At 56.1% G+C, this 18,316-nt stretch carries 17 protein-coding genes and 1 pseudogene (1 of these 18 cut by a window edge); 16 read left to right on the top strand and 2 right to left on the bottom strand.

The features are described from left to right. Positions 1-392, top strand: a pseudogene (locus tag ACXAF0_RS15305) (IS110 family RNA-guided transposase); it begins 546 nt to the left of the window's first position. A gap of 154 nt (positions 393-546) precedes the next feature. Here the strand turns inward: ACXAF0_RS15305 and ACXAF0_RS15300 are convergent. Together ACXAF0_RS15300 and ACXAF0_RS15295 are read right to left on the bottom strand one after the other, a co-directional pair. Further along, positions 547-2,508, bottom strand: coding sequence for a 3-hydroxyacyl-CoA dehydrogenase NAD-binding domain-containing protein (locus tag ACXAF0_RS15300; RefSeq protein WP_475346717.1), 1,962 nt, complete (start codon positions 2,506-2,508; stop codon positions 547-549). 1 nt (position 2,509) lies between these two features. Then, on the bottom strand, positions 2,510-3,346 hold the full coding sequence (locus ACXAF0_RS15295) for an alpha/beta hydrolase (protein ID WP_475346716.1): 837 nt from the start codon (positions 3,344-3,346) through the stop codon (positions 2,510-2,512). A 191-nt stretch (positions 3,347-3,537) separates the two neighbouring features. Between ACXAF0_RS15295 and ACXAF0_RS15290 the strand changes: the two genes are divergently transcribed. The 15 genes from ACXAF0_RS15290 to ACXAF0_RS15220 all read left to right on the top strand — a co-directional run bounded on the left by ACXAF0_RS15290 (position 3,538) and on the right by ACXAF0_RS15220 (position 18,252). Then, on the top strand, positions 3,538-5,832 hold the full coding sequence (locus ACXAF0_RS15290) for a bifunctional salicylyl-CoA 5-hydroxylase/oxidoreductase (RefSeq protein ID WP_475346715.1): 2,295 nt from the start codon (positions 3,538-3,540) through the stop codon (positions 5,830-5,832). Positions 5,833-5,838: 6 nt separating this feature from the next. After that, positions 5,839-6,597, top strand: coding sequence for an SDR family NAD(P)-dependent oxidoreductase (locus ACXAF0_RS15285; protein WP_475346714.1), 759 nt, complete (start codon positions 5,839-5,841; stop codon positions 6,595-6,597). 2 nt (positions 6,598-6,599) lie between these two features. After that, positions 6,600-7,094 carry a MarR family winged helix-turn-helix transcriptional regulator gene (locus ACXAF0_RS15280; protein WP_475346713.1) on the top strand — a complete coding sequence of 165 codons (495 nt, stop codon included), beginning with the start codon at positions 6,600-6,602 and terminating at the stop codon, positions 7,092-7,094. Next, on the top strand, positions 7,087-7,899 hold the full coding sequence (locus ACXAF0_RS15275; RefSeq protein WP_475346712.1) for an enoyl-CoA hydratase family protein: 813 nt from the start codon (positions 7,087-7,089) through the stop codon (positions 7,897-7,899). Before ACXAF0_RS15280 ends, ACXAF0_RS15275 begins: the two co-directional genes overlap by 8 nt. Beyond that, positions 7,899-9,050, top strand: coding sequence for an acyl-CoA dehydrogenase family protein (locus ACXAF0_RS15270; protein ID WP_475346711.1), 1,152 nt, complete (start codon positions 7,899-7,901; stop codon positions 9,048-9,050). The genes ACXAF0_RS15275 and ACXAF0_RS15270 overlap by 1 nt, the downstream gene beginning before the upstream one ends. A 25-nt stretch (positions 9,051-9,075) precedes the next feature. After that, positions 9,076-10,701 carry an AMP-binding protein gene (locus ACXAF0_RS15265; protein WP_475346710.1) on the top strand — a complete coding sequence of 542 codons (1,626 nt, stop codon included), beginning with the start codon at positions 9,076-9,078 and terminating at the stop codon, positions 10,699-10,701. After that, the gene (gene kynU / locus ACXAF0_RS15260) at positions 10,698-11,891 is read left to right on the top strand and encodes a kynureninase (RefSeq protein ID WP_475346709.1); all 1,194 of its coding nucleotides are present in this window, start codon (positions 10,698-10,700) and stop codon (positions 11,889-11,891) included. Before ACXAF0_RS15265 ends, kynU begins: the two co-directional genes overlap by 4 nt. A 1-nt stretch (position 11,892) precedes the next feature. After that, positions 11,893-12,738, top strand: a complete 846-nt coding sequence (kynA, locus tag ACXAF0_RS15255) for a tryptophan 2,3-dioxygenase (RefSeq protein ID WP_475346708.1) — start codon at positions 11,893-11,895, stop codon at positions 12,736-12,738. Positions 12,739-12,875: 137 nt separating this feature from the next. Next, positions 12,876-14,015 (top strand): ABC transporter substrate-binding protein, encoded by a 1,140-nt coding sequence (locus ACXAF0_RS15250; protein ID WP_475346707.1) that lies wholly within the window; start codon positions 12,876-12,878, stop codon positions 14,013-14,015. 79 nt (positions 14,016-14,094) lie between these two features. Beyond that, a complete protein-coding gene (locus ACXAF0_RS15245; RefSeq protein WP_475346706.1) occupies positions 14,095-15,012 on the top strand; it encodes a branched-chain amino acid ABC transporter permease in 918 nt (305 codons plus the stop codon). Further along, the gene (locus tag ACXAF0_RS15240; RefSeq protein ID WP_475346705.1) at positions 15,012-15,998 is read left to right on the top strand and encodes a branched-chain amino acid ABC transporter permease; all 987 of its coding nucleotides are present in this window, start codon (positions 15,012-15,014) and stop codon (positions 15,996-15,998) included. Before ACXAF0_RS15245 ends, ACXAF0_RS15240 begins: the two co-directional genes overlap by 1 nt. After that, the gene (locus ACXAF0_RS15235; protein WP_475346704.1) at positions 15,991-16,740 is read left to right on the top strand and encodes an ABC transporter ATP-binding protein; all 750 of its coding nucleotides are present in this window, start codon (positions 15,991-15,993) and stop codon (positions 16,738-16,740) included. The genes ACXAF0_RS15240 and ACXAF0_RS15235 overlap by 8 nt, the downstream gene beginning before the upstream one ends. A gap of 1 nt (position 16,741) precedes the next feature. Beyond that, positions 16,742-17,431: an ABC transporter ATP-binding protein gene (locus ACXAF0_RS15230; protein WP_475346703.1), complete on the top strand. Its 690-nt coding sequence runs from the start codon at positions 16,742-16,744 to the stop codon at positions 17,429-17,431. Position 17,432: 1 nt separating this feature from the next. After that, a complete protein-coding gene (locus tag ACXAF0_RS15225) occupies positions 17,433-17,864 on the top strand; it encodes an acyl-CoA thioesterase (protein WP_475346702.1) in 432 nt (143 codons plus the stop codon). Then, the gene (locus ACXAF0_RS15220) at positions 17,857-18,252 is read left to right on the top strand and encodes a RidA family protein (RefSeq protein WP_297024956.1); all 396 of its coding nucleotides are present in this window, start codon (positions 17,857-17,859) and stop codon (positions 18,250-18,252) included. The genes ACXAF0_RS15225 and ACXAF0_RS15220 overlap by 8 nt, the downstream gene beginning before the upstream one ends. Positions 18,253-18,316: the final 64 nt, after the last annotated feature.

Genomic DNA, 18,316 nt, shown 5'->3' with positions numbered 1-18,316 from the left:
ATGAGGACTTGCAGGCTCAGGCAAATGTTCTGATGTCGCTGAAAGGTATCGGGATGAGAACCGCTTGCTTCCTGCTGGCTGGATTGCCTGAACTCGGACGGTTGGACAAAGGCCAGATTGCCAAACTGGTTGGTGTGGCACCGCTCAATCGTGATAGCGGCCTCATGCGGGGCAAAAGAACGATTGCCGGCGGCAGACAACAGGTGCGCGACGTTCTCTATGTCGCCGCACTACCTGCTATTCGCTTCGATCCGGAGATGAAAGCCTTCTACCAACGCCTCAAACAAAAGGGAAAACCCGGAAAGGTCGCGCTTGTCGCCGTCATGCGCAAAATCATTGTAAGGGCAAACGCAAGGATGCGCATATATCATGCAGCGGTCCTTGACACTTAACACCGCTGCTTTTTTAATGTTCGTTTGTCGGGTGTATGCGGATTGGAAGAACGCAAACAGGCCAATGCCTGTTTGCAGGTTCTTTGCGAAGGCCACAGGCCGGAGCTGGCGGAGCCCGAAGGGCGGAGACTAATCCTGCCCCCGCAATTCTCGCCTAATCCTCGTTCGCAGTCATAAACATCGGCCCGCCCTTATGTCTTGGGAAGCCATAGCCATTGATCATCACCACATCAATGGCATCTGCGTTGTTGGCGATGCCCTCAGCAAGGATCTTGTCACCTTCGCTGCGCATTGCCCCAAGGATCACATCCATGATTTCGGCTTTGGTGAAGTCACGGCGTGTGATGCCCTTCTTTTCTGACTCGGCGATCACCAGCGCATCGACTTCCGGGTCCGGCTGAGCCTTGCCATTTTCATCATAGCGATACCAGCCAAGGCCGTTCTTTTTGCCAAAGCGGCCCATTTCACAGAGACAATCGCCAAGTGCCACGTAGCGTTCGGACGGATCGCGGAAGGGGGCGAGACGTTTGCGGGTGGCCCAGGAAATTTCGAGGCCTGCCATATCCTGCATGGCAAACAGGCCCATTGGGAAGCCGAATTCGACCATGGCGGCATCGATCTGATGGGGGAGCGCGCCGTCTTCGAGCATGTATTCGCAATGCTTGCGGTAGGCCGACATGATCCGGTTGCCGATAAAGCCATCACAGACGCCGCAGGGGACAGCGATCTTGCCAAGGTCGCGTGCGAAGGCAAACGCGGTTGCGAGGCTTTTGGCGTCCGCCTTCTCGGTGCGCACGACTTCCAACAGCTTCATGATATGGGCGGGCGAGAAGAAATGCAGCCCAATCACGCGGTTTGGATGTGCGCAGTTTGCCGCGATTTCGTTGATATCGAGATAGGACGTGTTGGAGGCCAGGACTGCATCGGGCTTGCAATGCTTTGCGAGTTTGCCAAACACGTCATGTTTGACGGCCATGTCTTCAAACACAGCCTCGACCACCAGATCTGCATCGGCCAAGGCGGCGTAGTCGGTGCTGGTCGAAAGGGCAGTCATGAGCGCATCGAAGCACTCGTGGCTGATCAGGCCGCGCTTAAGGCTGCCTGACAGGTGCTTTTCGACGGTGGCGCGGCCATTGGCACAGGCATCTTCATCGCGTTCAATGATGGTGACGTCATAGCCGGCAAGCAGGGAGGCTGTTGCGATACCCGCCCCCATGATGCCGCCGCCGATGACGCCGATCTGATGGAGTGGGTTGGGGGAGACGCCCTTGAGTTCGGGCAGTTTGGCAACTGAGCGTTCAGCGAAGAAGATATGGCGGAGCGCCTTTGACTGATCGCTGTCGCGCAGCTCAACGAATTTTTTTCGCTCATAGGCAAGCCCGGCATCAGGGCCTTGCTCAATCCCGGTGCGAATGGCCGAAATGGCGGCAAGCGGGGCGATTTGACCGCGTGCTTTCTTTTTCGTGCTAGCAGTAATGTCATCCCATTCGGTGGCACTGGGCGCATTTACGGGACCGTGCAGTAAAAGCGGCTTGGGTATTTCGCGATCCAGTATGGTCTTGGCGAAATCGCGGGCAGCGTCGCGGAGCGCGCCATGGGTAATGGCATCAAACAGGCCGATTTGGTTGGCCTTGGTAGCCGTTACGGGTTTGCCGCTGGTGATCATGGTAACAGCTTCTGTGGCCGGGACCAGGCGAGGCAAGCGGATCGTGCCGCCGGCACCCGGGATCAGGCCGAGATTGACTTCCGGCAGGCCGAGTTTGGCTTTGCTGTCAGCAATCCGGTAATGACAGCCGAGGGCAACTTCCAATCCGCCGCCAAGGGCGTGGCCGTGAATGGCGGCGATGATTGGTTTGGTGGTGGCCTCAAGACGTTTGATCACGTCGGGCAGGATAGGGGCTTTCGGCGGTTGGCCGAATTCACTGACATCGGCACCGGCGATAAAGGTTTTACCGTCGCAGATCAGGATCGCGGCCCGGATGTCATTATTACTGTCAATCTGATCAAGCGCATTGACGAGGCCGCTACGCACCGAATGGCTGGTAGCGTTGATCGGCGGATTGTTGACCGTAATAAAGGCAATGGCGTTTTCGAATGTGAGGGTGACGGTCGACATATTATACGTCCTCAGCACGGATCGGGGTGAGCAGGCAGGCGACAAGGTCTGAGTCGGGATCGGCAAGATCGGCAATGACATTGAAATGATGTTTGTCGGGCGCATGCACGGCGCGCGTGCTGGCACCAAGGCCGGTCCAGATATTGGCAAGCAGATCATTCTGACGGACGAATTCCGGGCGTTCATCCGCCCCGACCCAGCAGGTGATCGAGCACGGCAAGGCGGGCTTTAGCAGGGCGGTACTTTCACGCGCGGCCTCATCCCCATCAAGCTGCAGGGTTTCATTCATCGTGGTCTTGAGAAGCGGGCGCAGATCATGCAAGCCGCTGATCGAGACGGTGTTTTCAATCCGCGCCTGAACCTGGGCGGAAAGGGGGGATGTGTCAGATACCATACGGCTGACAAGATGCCCGCCGGCAGAATGACCGGTGATATGGATCGGGCCATCGATCTGATCGGCTGCGTGCGTTATGGCCGCCGCGATCTGCGCGGTGATCTTTGGCAGACGCGCATCGGGGGCAAGCGTGTAGCTTGGCATGCAAACAGCCCAGCCCCTGGCAACCGCACCGTTGGCAAGATGCGACCAGCTTGATTTATCAAACGCCTTCCAATAGCCGCCATGCACGAACACCACGAGGCCCTTGGCCGTTCCGGTCGGCAGGAACAGATCATATTTTTCGCGCGGCGCATCGCCATAGGCAATGTCGAGCCGGGCGCGATCATCGTTCGTTAAAGCATCGCGAAACGTTGCCGATTGGGTCGCCCAAAGTTCCGGATAGGTTGCGGCATCGGCAATGTAATCGCCATTGGCATAAGCATCGTCCCAGTCGGTAATCATGGTCGGTTCCCTGAAATTCTGAGTGGTGCGCCACGTTACGGTGCAGGGCGCATTGTGATTATGGGGGAAATTCTAGGCAAATCTGAAAATATTTCAAACCTAAAATATTTGTGCTTGAAATAAATGAAATCGAGGCGTACCGTTTTATCAGTTTCCCGAAACAACCAAACAAATCAGGAAGGGAAAAGCTGGTGAGAGTAGCTTGTCTGGGTGGCGGTCCTGCGGGACTTTATTTTGCAATCTCGATGAAATTGCGCGACCCCGCGCATGAGGTTGTTGTGATTGAACGCAACAAGCCCGATGACACATTTGGCTGGGGCGTGGTGCTGTCTGACGAGACGCTGGACAATCTGGCCGAGAATGATGGCAAAAGTGCCGAGGCCATTCGCGCCAGCTTTTCCTATTGGGATGATGTTGCGGTTCAGTATCGCGGCGAAAAGACGATCTCTACCGGTCATGGTTTCTGTGGCATTGGCCGTAAAAAGCTTCTGATCCTGTTGCAAGAACGTGCACGCGAACTGGGGGTTGAGCTTCGTTTTGAGACCGAAGCCGAAAGTGCTGCGCATTACGCCAAGGAATTTGATCTGGTCGTTGCCAGTGATGGTCTGAATTCCAAAACCCGCACCGAATTGGCAGACCACTTCCAGCCCGATATCGATACCCGCAAATGCAAATTTGTCTGGCTGGGTACGCATCAGAAATTTGATGACGCCTTTACCTTTATCTTTGAAGAAACCGACAAGGGCTGGGTCTGGGCGCACGCCTATCAGTTTGATGACGAGACCGCGACCTTCATTGTCGAATGCACGCAAGGTACATGGGATGCCTATGGTTTCGGCGAGATGAGCAAGGAAGAGTCGGTTGCGACCTGCGAAGCCATCTTCAAGGATCATCTTGGCGGTCATCCATTGATGAGCAATGCGCACCACATTCGCGGATCAGCTTGGCTGAGCTTCCCGCGGGTCCTTTGCAAGACCTGGTCGCATGAAAACATCGTTCTGATGGGCGATGCGGCGGCAACCGCGCATTTTTCCATCGGATCGGGCAGCAAGCTTGCACTTGAAAGCGCAATTGCGCTGGCCAATTACCTGCATTCAGAGCCCGACATGACGTCGGCCTTTGACAAATACGAGGACGAACGCCGTCTTGAGGTTCTGCGTCTGCAGTCTGCTGCGCGCAACTCGATGGAGTGGTTTGAAGAAATCGAACGTTATTTCGATTTTGATCCGACCCAGTTTACCTATTCGCTTCTGACCAGATCGCAGCGCATCAGCCATGAAAACCTGCGCCTGCGCGATGCCAAGTGGCTTGAGGGGGCAGAGAAATGGTTCCAGACACAGGCAGGTTTGCCTGCGTCCGAGCCGGTGCGCCATCCGATGTTTGTGCCATATCAGTTGCGCGAGATGTCGCTTAAGAACCGTATCGTTGTCTCGCCAATGGCGCAGTACAAGGCGGTTAATGGCTGCCCGACCGACTGGCATCTGGTGCATTACGCCGAGCGTGCCAAAGGTGGTGCCGGGCTGGTTTATACCGAGATGACCTGTGTCTCGCCAGAAGGGCGGATCACGCCGGGCTGCCCGGGCGCCTATGACGCCAGCCACGAGCAGGCCTGGAAACGCATCACCGATTTTGTTCACGCCGAAACCGATGCCAAGCTTTGTATGCAGATAGGGCATTCCGGGCGCAAGGGTTCCACCCAGCTGGGCTGGGAGGAAATAGACGCACCGCTTAAGGATGGTAACTGGCCGCTGATGTCAGCATCGGCCATCGCATGGTCGGATCGCAATGCGGTGCCAAAGGCCATGACCCGCGAAGACATGGATATGGTCCGTGACCAGTTTGTCGCATCGGCCGAAATGGCAGAGCGTGCAGGCTTTGACATGATCGAGGTTCATGCCGCGCACGGGTATCTTTTGTCATCCTTCATCAGTCCGGTCAGCAATATCCGCGATGATGAATATGGCGGATCGCTTGAAAACCGGATGCGTTATCCGCTTGAAGTCATCAACGCGGTTCGTGCGGCTTGGCCCAAAGCCAAGCCGATGTCGGTACGTATTTCCGCAAATGACTGGGTCGGAGAAGCCGGTATTACGCCAGAAGAAGCGGTCGAGATCGCCAAAATGCTGAAAGCCAATGACGTCGATATCTGTGACGTTTCGGCCGGCCAGACGACGACCGATGCCAAGCCGGTCTATGGCCGCATGTTCCAGACGCCGTTCTCGGATCGTATCCGCAACGAGGCCGAAATTCCGACCATGGCGGTTGGCAATATCTACGAGGCCGATCACGTCAACTCGATCCTGATGGCCGGTCGTGCCGACCTTGTTTGTCTGGCACGCCCGCATCTGGCCAATCCGTATTGGACGCTGCATCAAGGGGCCGCCCTTGGCAACCGCACGGAAAACTGGCCAGCGCCATATTACGCCGGGCGCGATCAGATGTGCCGTTTGGCTGAGCGGGCTGAAACCATGACCGGAAAGGTATAAGCACCGATGACCGATCTTGCCGTTCATAACGCATTGATCACTGGCGGCGGGTCCGGTGTCGGGGCCGTGATGGCCCGGATGCTGGCCGATGCCGGTGTGAAGGTTGTTGTTTCCGGACGGCGATCAGATGTGCTGGCCGAGGTTGCCGAACATGAGAACATCACCGCCATCGTGGCGGACGTGACCGATAAAACATCGGTGCGCGACATGTTTACAACCATGGTCGATGTGGTCGGTACGCCGGATCTGGTGATTGCCAATGCCGGTATGGCCGAAAGTGCGCCACTTGGCAAAACGTCGGTTGATCTGTGGCAACGCACCATGGATGTCAATCTGACCGGGACGTTTTTGACGTTTCGCGAAGGGCTGGCTGTCATGGACAAGGCCAAGCCGGGGCGGTTGCTTTCGATCGCCTCGACCGCTGGTCTGAAAGGCTATGCCTATGTCACGGCGTATTGCGCGGCAAAGCACGGTGTGGTCGGCATGGTCAAGGGCATGGCGGCTGAGTTGGCCAACAGCCCGATCACGATCAATGCCGTTTGCCCGGGCTTCATGGAAACGCCGATGCTGGCGAAATCGGTGGAAAACATCGTGGCCAAGACCGGCATGACCGATGAGGCCGCGCGCGCAAGCCTTGCCAAAATCAATCCGCAAAACCGGTTCATTCAGCCCGAAGAAGTGGCTGACACCGTCATGTGGCTATGCAGCCCGAACGCGGCATCGATAACGGGACAGACGATTTCCGTTTCGGGAGGAGAAGTATGAACATGAACAAGTCCGAAGGGCTTTCCGAACAGGCGGGAAACGAAACGTCTGATCTGTCCAAGGCACGTCTGCGGGCCTGGCTGCAGATCCTTAAGGTGTCGCGCCAGATCGAAGGCGAGCTGCGCGAAAAGATGCGCACGGAATTCAATACCACCCTGCCGCGCTTTGATGTTTTGGCTGCCCTTTACCGGGAACGCGATGGCATGCGCATGAGCGAGCTTTCAAAATCGCTCATGGTCTCAAACAGCAATGTGACCGGGATCGTTGATCGTCTGGTGGCCGAGGGTCTTGTCGTCCGCCTGCCGGTCGAGAATGATCGCCGGGCATCGATTGTCCGCCTGACCCCGGCCGGTGAAAAGGATTTCGCCGAACGTGCGCTGGTGCATGAAGGTTGGGTTTCGGATTTGTTTGATGATTTGTCATCGGGCGATGCCGATGCCCTGATCCGTATCCTTCGCAACATTTCCCACCCTAACGAGGCGCCCCACAATGACTAAGATGGCAAACATCACGCCCAAGCATTTCAACTGGCGCATGGAAGGCGACGTTGCGGTCATTTCCCTTGATCGTCCGGACCGCAAGAACCCGCTGACCTTTGATAGCTATGCGGAGCTTCGCGATACTTTCCGCGATCTGGTCTATGCCGATGACGTCAAGGCGGTCGTGTTTGGGGCGAACGGGGGCAATTTCTGCTCTGGCGGGGATGTGCATGACATTATCGGTCCGCTGATCGACAAGGACATGAAGGGCCTTCTGGAATTCACCCGCATGACCGGTGATCTGGTCAAGGCCATCATCGGCTGTGGCAAGCCGGTCATTGCGGCCGTGGATGGTGTTTGTGTGGGCGCCGGGGCCATCATTGCCATGGCATCTGATTTGCGCTTGGCGACAGCGGCATCGAAAACGGCCTTCCTGTTTACCCGTGTTGGGCTTGCCGGATGTGACATGGGGGCATGCGCCATCCTGCCGCGCATTATCGGTCAGGGCCGGGCGGCAGAACTTCTTTATACCGGCCGATCGATGTCGGCAGAGGAAGGCGAACGCTGGGGCTTTTATAACCGCCTTGTCGACGCAGACGTTCTTGAGGCAGAGGCCATCGAACTGGCAACCCGCATTTCCAAGGGCCCGAACTTTGGTCACATGATGACCAAAACCATGCTGGCCCAGGAATGGAACATGTCCATCGAACAGGCGATTGAGGCCGAAGCCCAGGCGCAGGCGATCTGTATGCAGACCGAGGATTTTAATCGCGCCTACAAGGCATTCGTTGCCAAGGAAAAACCGGTGTTCGAGGGCGACTGATGGCAGATACGACCTATCTTGATTGGCCATTCTTTGAAGACCGCCATCGTGAACTGGCGGCAAAGCTTGATGACTGGGCCACGGCCAACATCAAGGGCATCAATCATGAAGATGTCGATGCTGCCTGTCGTGATCTTGTCGCGCGTCTGGCCAGTGGTGACTGGCTGCGTCATGCGGCGATTGATCCGGAGAATGCTGGATCAAAGCTTGATGTCAGATCGCTTTGCCTGATCCGCGAAACACTGGCCCGCCATGACGCGCTTGCTGATTTCTCCTTTGCGATGCAGGGGTTGGGGAGTGGCGCAATCTCCTTGTTCGGAACCAAAGACCAGAAAGATACCTGGTTGCCCAAAGTCCGTTCCGGCAAGGCGATTGCCGCCTTTGCCCTGACCGAACCGCAATCGGGGTCTGATGTTGCCAATATCGCGCTTGAGGCCAAACGCGATGGCGATGACTTTATCCTGAATGGCGAGAAAACCTGGATATCGAACGGTGGGATTGCCGATTTCTATTGCCTGTTTGCCCGTACGGGTGAGGCGCCTGGTGCCAAGGGTCTTTCGGCCTTTGTCGTCCCGGCAGGCATTCCGGGCTTTGAAATTGCGGAACGTCTGCACACCATTGCCCCGCATCCGTTGGCACGCTTGAAGTTTACCGATTGCCGTATCCCGGCCGCAGCCCTGATGGGTAATGGTGGCGACGGGTTTAAAATTGCGATGTCGGTCCTCGATGTTTTCCGCTCCACCGTGGCGGCGGCGGCCCTTGGCTTTGCCAGACGTGCATTGGATGAAACCGTCAACCGTGTTCAGGAACGCGAACTGTTTGGCGCACCGCTTTTTGATCTGCAGATGGTGCAGGGGCATGTGGCTGACATGGCGCTTGATATCGATGCCTCCGCCCTTCTGGTGTATCGCGCCGCCTGGCTTAAGGACAGTGGCGCACCACGGGTCAGTCGCGAGGCGGCAATGGCCAAACTTTATTCAACCGATCATGCACAAACCGTCATTGATAAGGCGGTGCAAATTCATGGCGGCGATGGTGTGCGCAGCGGCCACATCGTTGAAACGCTGTACCGGGAAATCCGCGCTCTTCGTATTTATGAAGGCGCATCCGACGTCCAGAAAATAATCATCGCACGGCAAACGCTGGCGTAATAATGGCTGTATCAGGGACTTCACAATGCTCGGACCAACCGCACATACCGATAGCTTCACACGGGATAAATTACCCCCGTTTGCAGAATGGCCGGAAATCAATCTGGATGGGTTTGACTATCCCGAATATCTGAATGCCGGGGTCGAACTGACCGACAAGATGGTCGAACAGGGGTTTGGGGATAACACAGCCCTGATCGGCAATGGTCGACAGCGTACCTATAAGGAATTGTCCGACTGGACCAACCGGATCGCCCATGCCCTGGTCGAGGATTACGGTGTTAAGCCGGGCAACCGTATTCTGATCCGTTCGGCCAATAACCCGGCGATGGTGGCTTGCTGGCTGGCAGCGACCAAGGCTGGTGCGGTTGTGGTCAATACCATGCCGATGCTGCGTGCGGGCGAATTGGGTCAGATCGTTGATAAGGCCGAGATCGAATTTGCCCTGTGTGACACGCGCCTGATGGATGAACTGGTGGCGTGCGCCAAGGATAGCAAGTTTCTTAAAAAGGTCATTGGGTTTGACGGTACGGCCAACCACGATGCGGAACTGGATCGCATTGCACTGACCAAATCGGTCAAGTTTGACGCGGTCAATACCGGGCGTGATGATGTTGCCTTGCTTGGCTTTACATCGGGCACCACGGGAAGCCCCAAGGCGACCATGCATTTCCACCGGGATCTTCTGATCATTGCTGATGGCTATGCCAAGGAAGTGCTGAACGTGACGCCCGATGACGTGTTTGTCGGATCGCCGCCGCTGGCCTTTACCTTTGGCCTTGGCGGGCTTGCGATCTTCCCGCTGCGGTTCGGGGCGACGGCGACCTTGCTTGAAAAGGCATCCCCGCCCAACATGATTGAAATCATCGAAACCTATAAGGCCACGGTCTGCTTTACTGCACCGACCGCCTATCGCGTGATGTTGTCCGCGATGGAAGAGGGGGCTGATCTTTCGTCGCTCCGCGCCGCGGTTTCGGCGGGTGAAACCCTGCCTGCGCCGGTCTATGAAGCCTGGATGGAGAAAACCGGTAAACCGATGCTTGATGGCATTGGCGCGACCGAGATGCTTCATATCTTTATCTCCAACCGTTTTGGCGACAGCCACCCGGCCTGCACCGGCCGCCCGGTCACGGGATATGAAGCCAAAATTGTCGATGACAAGATGAATGAAATGCCGGTTGGAACCGTTGGCCGGCTTGCGGTGCGTGGTCCGACCGGGTGCCGGTATCTGGATGATGTGCGCCAGCATGTTTATGTCCGCGATGGCTGGAACCTGACCGGGGATGCGTTTTATGTCGATGAAGATGGCTACTATCACTTTGCTGCACGCAACGACGATATGATTGTCTCCTCGGGATACAACATCGCCGGGCCAGAGGTCGAGGCAGCCCTTCTTGCCCATGCCGCTGTTGCCGAATGTGCAGTGATTGGTGCGCCCGATGAAGAACGTGGCACCATTGTTCAGGCCCATATCGTTCTTGCGGCCGAATTCAAACCAACGCCCGAGATGGCCAACGCGCTCCAGGATCATGTAAAAGCGACGATCGCGCCGTTTAAATATCCGCGCTCCGTCGTCTTTATCGAGGCGCTCCCAAAAACCGCGACTGGAAAAATCCAGCGCTTCAGACTGAAACAGGAACCGTCTGCATGACCGACTTTGCCGCCACCAAATCCCTGTTCCATATTCCAAAAGGTGTGATTTACCTTGATGGGAATTCGCTTGGCATGCTGCCAAAAACCGCCGCCAACCGTGCCAAGGAGATGATCGAACAGGAATGGGGGGAAATGCTCATCCGTGGCTGGAACGATGCCAAATGGATGGCGCAGCCCGAACGAGTCGGCAATCTTGTCGCGCGTTTGATCGGGGCGGCACCCGGGACTGTCGTGATGGGTGATACCCTGTCGATCAAGGTTTATCAGGCCTTGGCAAGCGCGCTTGAAATGCGCCCGGATCGCAAGGTGGTTGTTTCAGACAACGGCAACTTTCCGACCGATCTTTACATGGCCGATGGCCTGATCAAATCGCTTGATCGCGGGTATGTGCTTAAAACACCGAACCCCGAAGACGTCGAAAGCCTCATCAACGAAGATCTGGCGGTTCTGATGTTGACCCAGGTCGATTATCGCACCGGACGCATGCATGACATGAAACGTATCACCGATCTGGCTCATGCCGCCGGTGCGCTGGTGATTTGGGATCTGGCGCATTCGGCCGGGGCAGTGCCGGTTGATCTGACCGGATGCAATGCCAATTTCGCAGTTGGTTGCACCTATAAATATCTGAATGGTGGTCCAGGCGCGCCGGCCTTTATCTATGTCCGGCCGGACCATGCCAAGGTCGCTCGCCCCGCACTTTCGGGCTGGCTTGGTCATGCGGCACCCTTTGCCTTTGATCCCGATTATACCCCGGCACCGGATGTTTCGCGCATGCGCGTTGGTACGCCGCCGGTCATTCAGATGACCGTGTTGGAAGAGGCCATGAAGGCGTGGGACGGCGTTGAAATGGCCGATATCCGCAAACGCAGCATCGAGCTGTGCGAACAGTTCATCGCGGGGGTTGAGGCAAGCTGTCCGATGTTGGAGCTGGCAAGCCCGCGCAATCCTGACGAACGCGGATCGCAGGTATCGTTCAAGTTCGATCAGGGCTATGCCGTCATGCAGGCCTTGATTGCGCGCGGTGTGATTGGCGATTTCCGCGCACCCGATATTATCCGCTTTGGCTTTACCCCGCTTTATATCGACAACGCTGATGTCGACGGTGCGGTCAAAATCCTTGCTGACATCATGGAAACGAAGGCTTGGGACAAGCCGGAATTCCACAAACGCAATGCGGTGACCTGACATGGCAAAACCGACCACGCCATATGATCCAAGCTCCGAGGGTGCGCGCACGGATTTCTCCGATCAGATGTCCTATGGCGATTATCTGTCGCTTGATGCGATCCTGACCGCCCAACACCCGCAATCGGACGCCCATGATGAAATGCTGTTTATCATTCAGCATCAGACGTCCGAGCTTTGGATGAAGCTTGCCATTCGTGAAATCACTGCCGCCCGTCAGGCGATCCATGGCGGCGATGTCCGCCCGGCATTCAAGATGCTGGCACGCGTATCGCGCATTTTCGAGCAGCTGAATAATGCCTGGGATGTTCTGCGCACCATGACGCCAAGCGATTACACGACGTTTCGTGATGCGCTTGGGCCGTCTTCGGGGTTCCAGTCCTATCAGTATCGGTTGATTGAATTCATGCTGGGCAATCGCAATCATGCCATGTTGCGCCCGCACGCGCATCGCGAAGACATTACCGCAATGCTGAAGGCTGAATTGGAAACACCCAGCCTCTATGACGAAGCATTGCGGTTATTGAGTGCCGAGGGGATCGAGGTCCCGGCAGAAGTTTTGAACCGCGATGTGTCGGCACCCTATGCGCCCGATGATGCGGTCATAGCGGCTTGGCAGACGGTTTATAGCGACCCGGGCAAGTACTGGTCGCTTTATGAGTTGGCGGAAAAGCTGGTCGATTTCGAAGACTATTTCCGTCGCTGGCGCTTTAACCATGTCACGACGGTCGAACGCGTGATCGGGTTCAAGCGTGGAACTGGCGGCACGGGAGGCGTCAGTTATCTAAAGAAAATGTTGGAAGTAGAACTGTTTCCGGAACTCTGGCGGGTGCGAACTGCGCTTTGAGGATGGACGGACCGGATGCAAATACTGCAAAATCAGGGGCAGGCATCAGGTTCACAAAAACCGCGACGCACAAAGACATAAATGTCGCGGGATCAACGTGTTGCTGAACGAAAAATTTTATAAACACGGAGGCTTTAATGAAGGGTATTAAGACAACCATCGCAGCAGCCGCTGCTTTGCTTGCAGCCGGTGCTGCGCAGGCGGAGCCGGTCAAGGTTGGTATGATCACCACGCTTTCTGGCGGTGGCGCAGGTCTTGGGATTGATGCACGTGACGGCTTCATGCTTGCTGTTAAACAGGCAAACAATCCGGATATCGAAGTCGTTATCGAGGATGATCAGCGTAAACCGGATGTCGCGGTTCAGCTTGCTGACAAAATGATCCAGCAGGAAAAGGTTGATGTTCTGACCGGTATCATCTGGTCGAACCTTGCCATGGCGGTTGTGCCGTCAGCAGTCGCACAGGACAAAATTTACATGTCGGTCAATGCGGCACCGTCGCAACTGGCGGGTCGTGGCTGCAACAAGAACTATTTCTCGGTTTCCTATCAGAACGACAACCTGCATGAAGCAGCAGGTGGCTACGCAGCCAGCGCGGGCTATGAAAAGGCATTCATCCTTGCGCCGAACTATCCGGCGGGTAAAGATTCCCTGACCGGTTTCAAACGCTTCTTCTTTGGGGACATCACCAACGAAGTTTATACCAAGCTTGGTCAGACCGACTATGCAGCCGAAATCGCGGAAATTCGGGCGTCGGATGCGGATCATGTCTTCTTCTTCCTGCCGGGCGGCATGGGCATCGCGTTCATGAAGCAGTACGCCCAGTCGGGCGTGGATAAGCCGCTGATTGGTCCGGCCTTCTCAATGGATCAGGGCATTCTTGGTGCGGTTGGTGAAGCTGCTCTTGGTGTGAAAAATACCTCGAACTGGTCGAAAGACATCGACAATCCGACCAACGCAGCCTTCGTTGAAAGCTTCAAGGCGGAATATGATCGTCTGCCGTCGCTTTATGCATCGTTCGGCTTCGATACCGCCAACCTCTTGCTGTCGGCAATGGATAAGGCAAGCATTTCCGACAAGGATGCCTTCCGTGAAGCCCTGCGTGCGGCGGACTTTGATTCCGTGCGTGGCAAGTTCACTTTCGGTCCGAACCAGCACCCGATCCAGGATCTGTATGTCCGTGAAGTCGTCAAAGAGGGCGATATCCTGACGAACAAGATCGTTGGCACCGCACTGACGGATCACTCTGACGCTTATGCGTCGGAATGCTCGATGTAATAAAGAGCTGACAAGAGGCCGGGGGCCGGTTTCGATTTTGTAATCGGCCCCTGACCACCTTGTGACGGAGTTTCCAATAATGTTTTCTCTTTTTCTGGAGCAGCTGTTAAACGGCCTTCAGTCCGGGGTGATGCTGTTTTTGATGGCATCGGGGCTGACGCTGGTTTTCGGTGTGATGGGGCTGATTAACCTTGCCCATGGCTCGCTCTATATGGTCGGTGCGTTTGCCTGTGCGGCTGTGGCTGCATGGACCGGTTCTTTCTGGCTGGGGCTTGTTGCCAGCCTGATGGCGGCTGCCATCGCCGGTGCGCTGGTCGAAATGTTGATTATTCGCCGTCTTTATAACCGCGATCATCTCGATCAGGTTCTGGCGACTTTTGCACTTATTTTGATTTTTTCCGAAGGTACCCGCTGGATTTTTGGATCCTTCCCGCTGTTTTTAAGCGTGCCTGATTTCCTGACCGGGACGGTGGTTCTGGGCGGATCGTTTGAATATCCGCTGTTCCGTCTGGCCATCATCATTGCCGGGCTTGCGGTGGCAGTCGGTCTGTTCCTGTTGATTGGCAAAACCCGCCTTGGCATCCGCATCCGTGCGGGCGAGGCTGACCGTGGCATGATCGCGGCGCTTGGGGTTGATATTGATCGTCTTTATACGGTGGTCTTTGCCCTTGGTGCGGCCCTGGCCGGACTGGCAGGCGCCTTTGTCGGCACGACCCAGTCGGTCCAGGTCGGGATGGGCGAACCGGTTTTGATTTTGGCCTTTGTCGTGATCGTCATTGGCGGAATCGGATCGATCAAGGGGGCGCTTGTCGGCTCCTTGCTGGTCGGTTTTACCGATACGATGGGACGTTTCCTGTTGCCGCATGCTTTTGCGACCTTCCTTGATCCGTCCAGTGCCACGGCGATTGGCTCCGCACTGGCATCCATGTTGATTTATATCGTGATGGCGCTGGTTCTGTTCCTGCGACCAAGCGGTCTGTTCGGGGCGACTTCCTGATGACCATGAACCGCGAGTTTCTTATCAATTCCATTCTTGCCATTGCGCTGGTCGCAGTCCCGCTGATCGCGCTTGGTATGGATGAACCTTTCATCATCACCCTTGCCACCAAAGTTGCGATCTTTGCCATGGCCGGTGTGGGGCTTAACCTTGTGCTCGGTTATGGCGGGCTTGTTTCGTTCGGCCATGCGGCGTTCTTTGGGATTGGCGGTTATGCTGCCGGTATCCTTGCCAGCCATGCGCTGAACTATGAACCGATCATGGAAAGCCCGTTTCTGATCGAAGGCACGACCCAGATGATCGTGATTTGGATTGTCGCCCTTATCGCATCGGCACTGATCGCGCTTTTGATCGGGTCGATCACGCTGCGTACAAGCGGGGTCTATTTCATCATGATCACGCTGGCCTTTGCGCAGATGATCTATTACTTCGCGATTTCCTGGCCGGCTTATGGCGGCGAAGATGGTCTGTCGATCTATGTGCGCAACGGCTTCCCGGGGCTTAATACTCTGGACCCGATCAGCTTCTTTGCCCTGTGTGCGGTGATGCTGGCGATTGCCATGGCGTTTTCCGCAGTTTTGATCCGCTCGCGCTTTGGGCTTGCGCTTCAGGGCGCACGTCAGAACCCGCAACGTATGACTGCGGTTGGTATTGCACCGTTTCGTATTCGTCTGGTGGCCTTCGTCATTTCGGCTATGATTACGGCGCTTGCCGGCGCGCTTTATGCCGATCTCAACCGCTTTGTCAGCCCGACGATGCTGTCCTGGCACATGTCAGGTGAAATCATGGTGTTTGTCATTCTGGGCGGGGTGGGGCGTTTGTTCGGCCCGCTTGCCGGTGCGGCCCTTTACATCATTCTGGAACATCTTTTGGGCGGTGTTTGGGAATTCTGGCAATTACCGCTTGGTGTTCTGTTGCTGCTGGTCGTGCTGTTTGCGCGCGGTGGTCTTGTCGGTGTTCTGGCGGGGGAGCGTAAACATGTCTGATGCCATTCTTTCGCTTTCCAATGTCACCAAGCAATTCGGATCGCTTCTGGCCAGTGACAGTGTCACACTTGATCTGCGTCCCGGTGAAATCCATGCGCTCATCGGGCCGAACGGGGCGGGTAAATCCACCCTGATCAAACAGATCGCCGGTGAAATCAAATCCGACAGTGGCGAGATCCATTTCGATGGTCAGCACATCAACGAGTTTGATGCGGTAACGCGCTCGCGCATGGGGCTGGCCCGCACGTTTCAGGTGTCTTCGCTGATGCCGGAATTCTCGGTCCTGCAGAACGTCATGCTGGCGCGCCAATCGGTCAGCCGCAAGGTGTTCCGCTTCTTCAAACCCGTGCTGAGCGACAAGTCGCTTGTCGATCCGGCGATGGCCCAGCTTGAACGGGTCGGCTTGGCGGATCGGGCGCAAATGCGTGCTGCCGATATTTCGCACGGCGAACGTCGCCAGCTTGAAATGGCCGTCGCCCTGGCACTGGAACCCAAGGCATTCCTGCTTGATGAGCCGATGGCCGGCATGGGGCCAGAGGGCTCCAAACGTCTGACCGGTTTCCTTGATGGTTTGCGCGGTCAGGCCCCGATCCTTCTGGTCGAACATGACATGGATGCGGTCTTTGCCTTGGCCGACCGGATTTCGGTACTGGTTTATGGGCGGATTATTGCCACCGGCACGGTCGATGAAATCCGCGGCAATGACGATGTCAAACGTGCCTATCTCGGGGAGGACGCCTGATATGACTGCACTTCTCGAACTCATTGGGGTAACCGCGTTTTATGGCGCGTCACAGGCCTTGTTTGGCATTGATTTATCCCTGAACGAAGGCGAGGCCGTCGCCCTTATGGGCCGGAACGGCATGGGTAAGACCACAACCATCAAGACCATCTGTCGCATGATGGAACATCGTGATGGTTCGATCCGTTTTGCCGGTCAGGATCTGGCAAAACTGCCTTCGCACAAGGCAGCCCGCCTTGGCCTTGGTCTGGTGCCAGAAGGGCGTCGGTGCTTTGCGCAATTAAGTGTGACGGAAAACCTGATTGCTGCCGCCCGCCCGGGCGAATGGGATTTTGATCGTGTTGCCGGTCTTTTCCCGCGTCTGGCCGAACGGCGCGATCAAAAGGCATCGACGCTTTCAGGCGGCGAACAGCAGATGCTGGCCATTGGTCGCGCGCTTATGACCAACCCGCGTTTGCTGATCCTTGATGAAGCAACCGAAGGATTGGCACCGGTCGTGCGTCAGGAAATCTGGTCGGCGATCAATCAGCTCAAACAATCGGGGCTCACGATCCTTGTCGTCGACAAATCGCTTAAGGAACTGTCGGGCGTGGCAGACCGCTATGTAATCGTCGAAAAGGGCATCACGGCCTGGACCGGGGCGGTGAACGAGCTGACCGACGATCTTGCAGATCGGTATCTGGGGGTCTGATATGACGGCATTCACCTATCAGCAGAAAGTTCTGTTCCAGCATTGCGATCCGGCGGGGATTGTCTTTTATCCGCGCTATTTCGAGATGGTGAATGCCACGGTCGAGGAATGGTTTGATCAGGTCATCGGCTGTGGGTTCCCGACCATGCACGGCCCGATGCAGGTCGCCGTTCCGACCGCAGCACTCAGTGTTGCCTTCACGGCACCCAGCAAGCTTGGCGATGTTTTGGAATTCTGCCTGATCCCCGCACGGATTGGGCGTTCCAGTCTTGAGCTGGAAATCACCGCACAATCAGGTGGCGAGCAACGCCTGAAAACAACGGTTACCCTCGTCTTTACACGGCATGGGGCCGGAAAGTCAGTGGCATGGCCCGATGATTTGCGTGCCAAAATCGAAAAAGAAATCAATCAAGTGGTAGAAAACAATGCATAAAATCATTCAGCCGGACGGATGGAAACAGCCAAAGGGATATGCCAACGGTGTCTTGGCCGACGGTGCAAGACTGTATATCGGCGGCCAGATTGGCTGGAACGAAGATCAGGTCTTTGTCGCCAAGGATTTCGTCGGCCAGATGGAACAGGCGCTGAAAAACATTGTCGCCGTTCTTGAAGCAGCCGGTGGCAAGCCCGAACATCTCGCACGCCTGACCTGGTATGTCACCGACAAGAAGGAATATCTCGCCAATCAGCGCGAAGTTGGCCAAGCCTATCAGCGCATTCTTGGCAAGCACTTCCCGGCCATGACCATGGTCGTGGTCAAGGAACTGGTCGAAGACGAAGCCGTGGTCGAGATCGAGGCAACCGCAGCCATCCCGTCCTGACACGAAAACACGATGTCATGAACGAAGAAGGGCAGCACATGATGTGCTGCCCTTTTTGTTGGCT

It is taken from the genome of Thalassospira sp. ABD4_177 (genome assembly GCF_056160125.1).
This window is presented reverse-complemented; position numbering and strand designations above follow the sequence as displayed.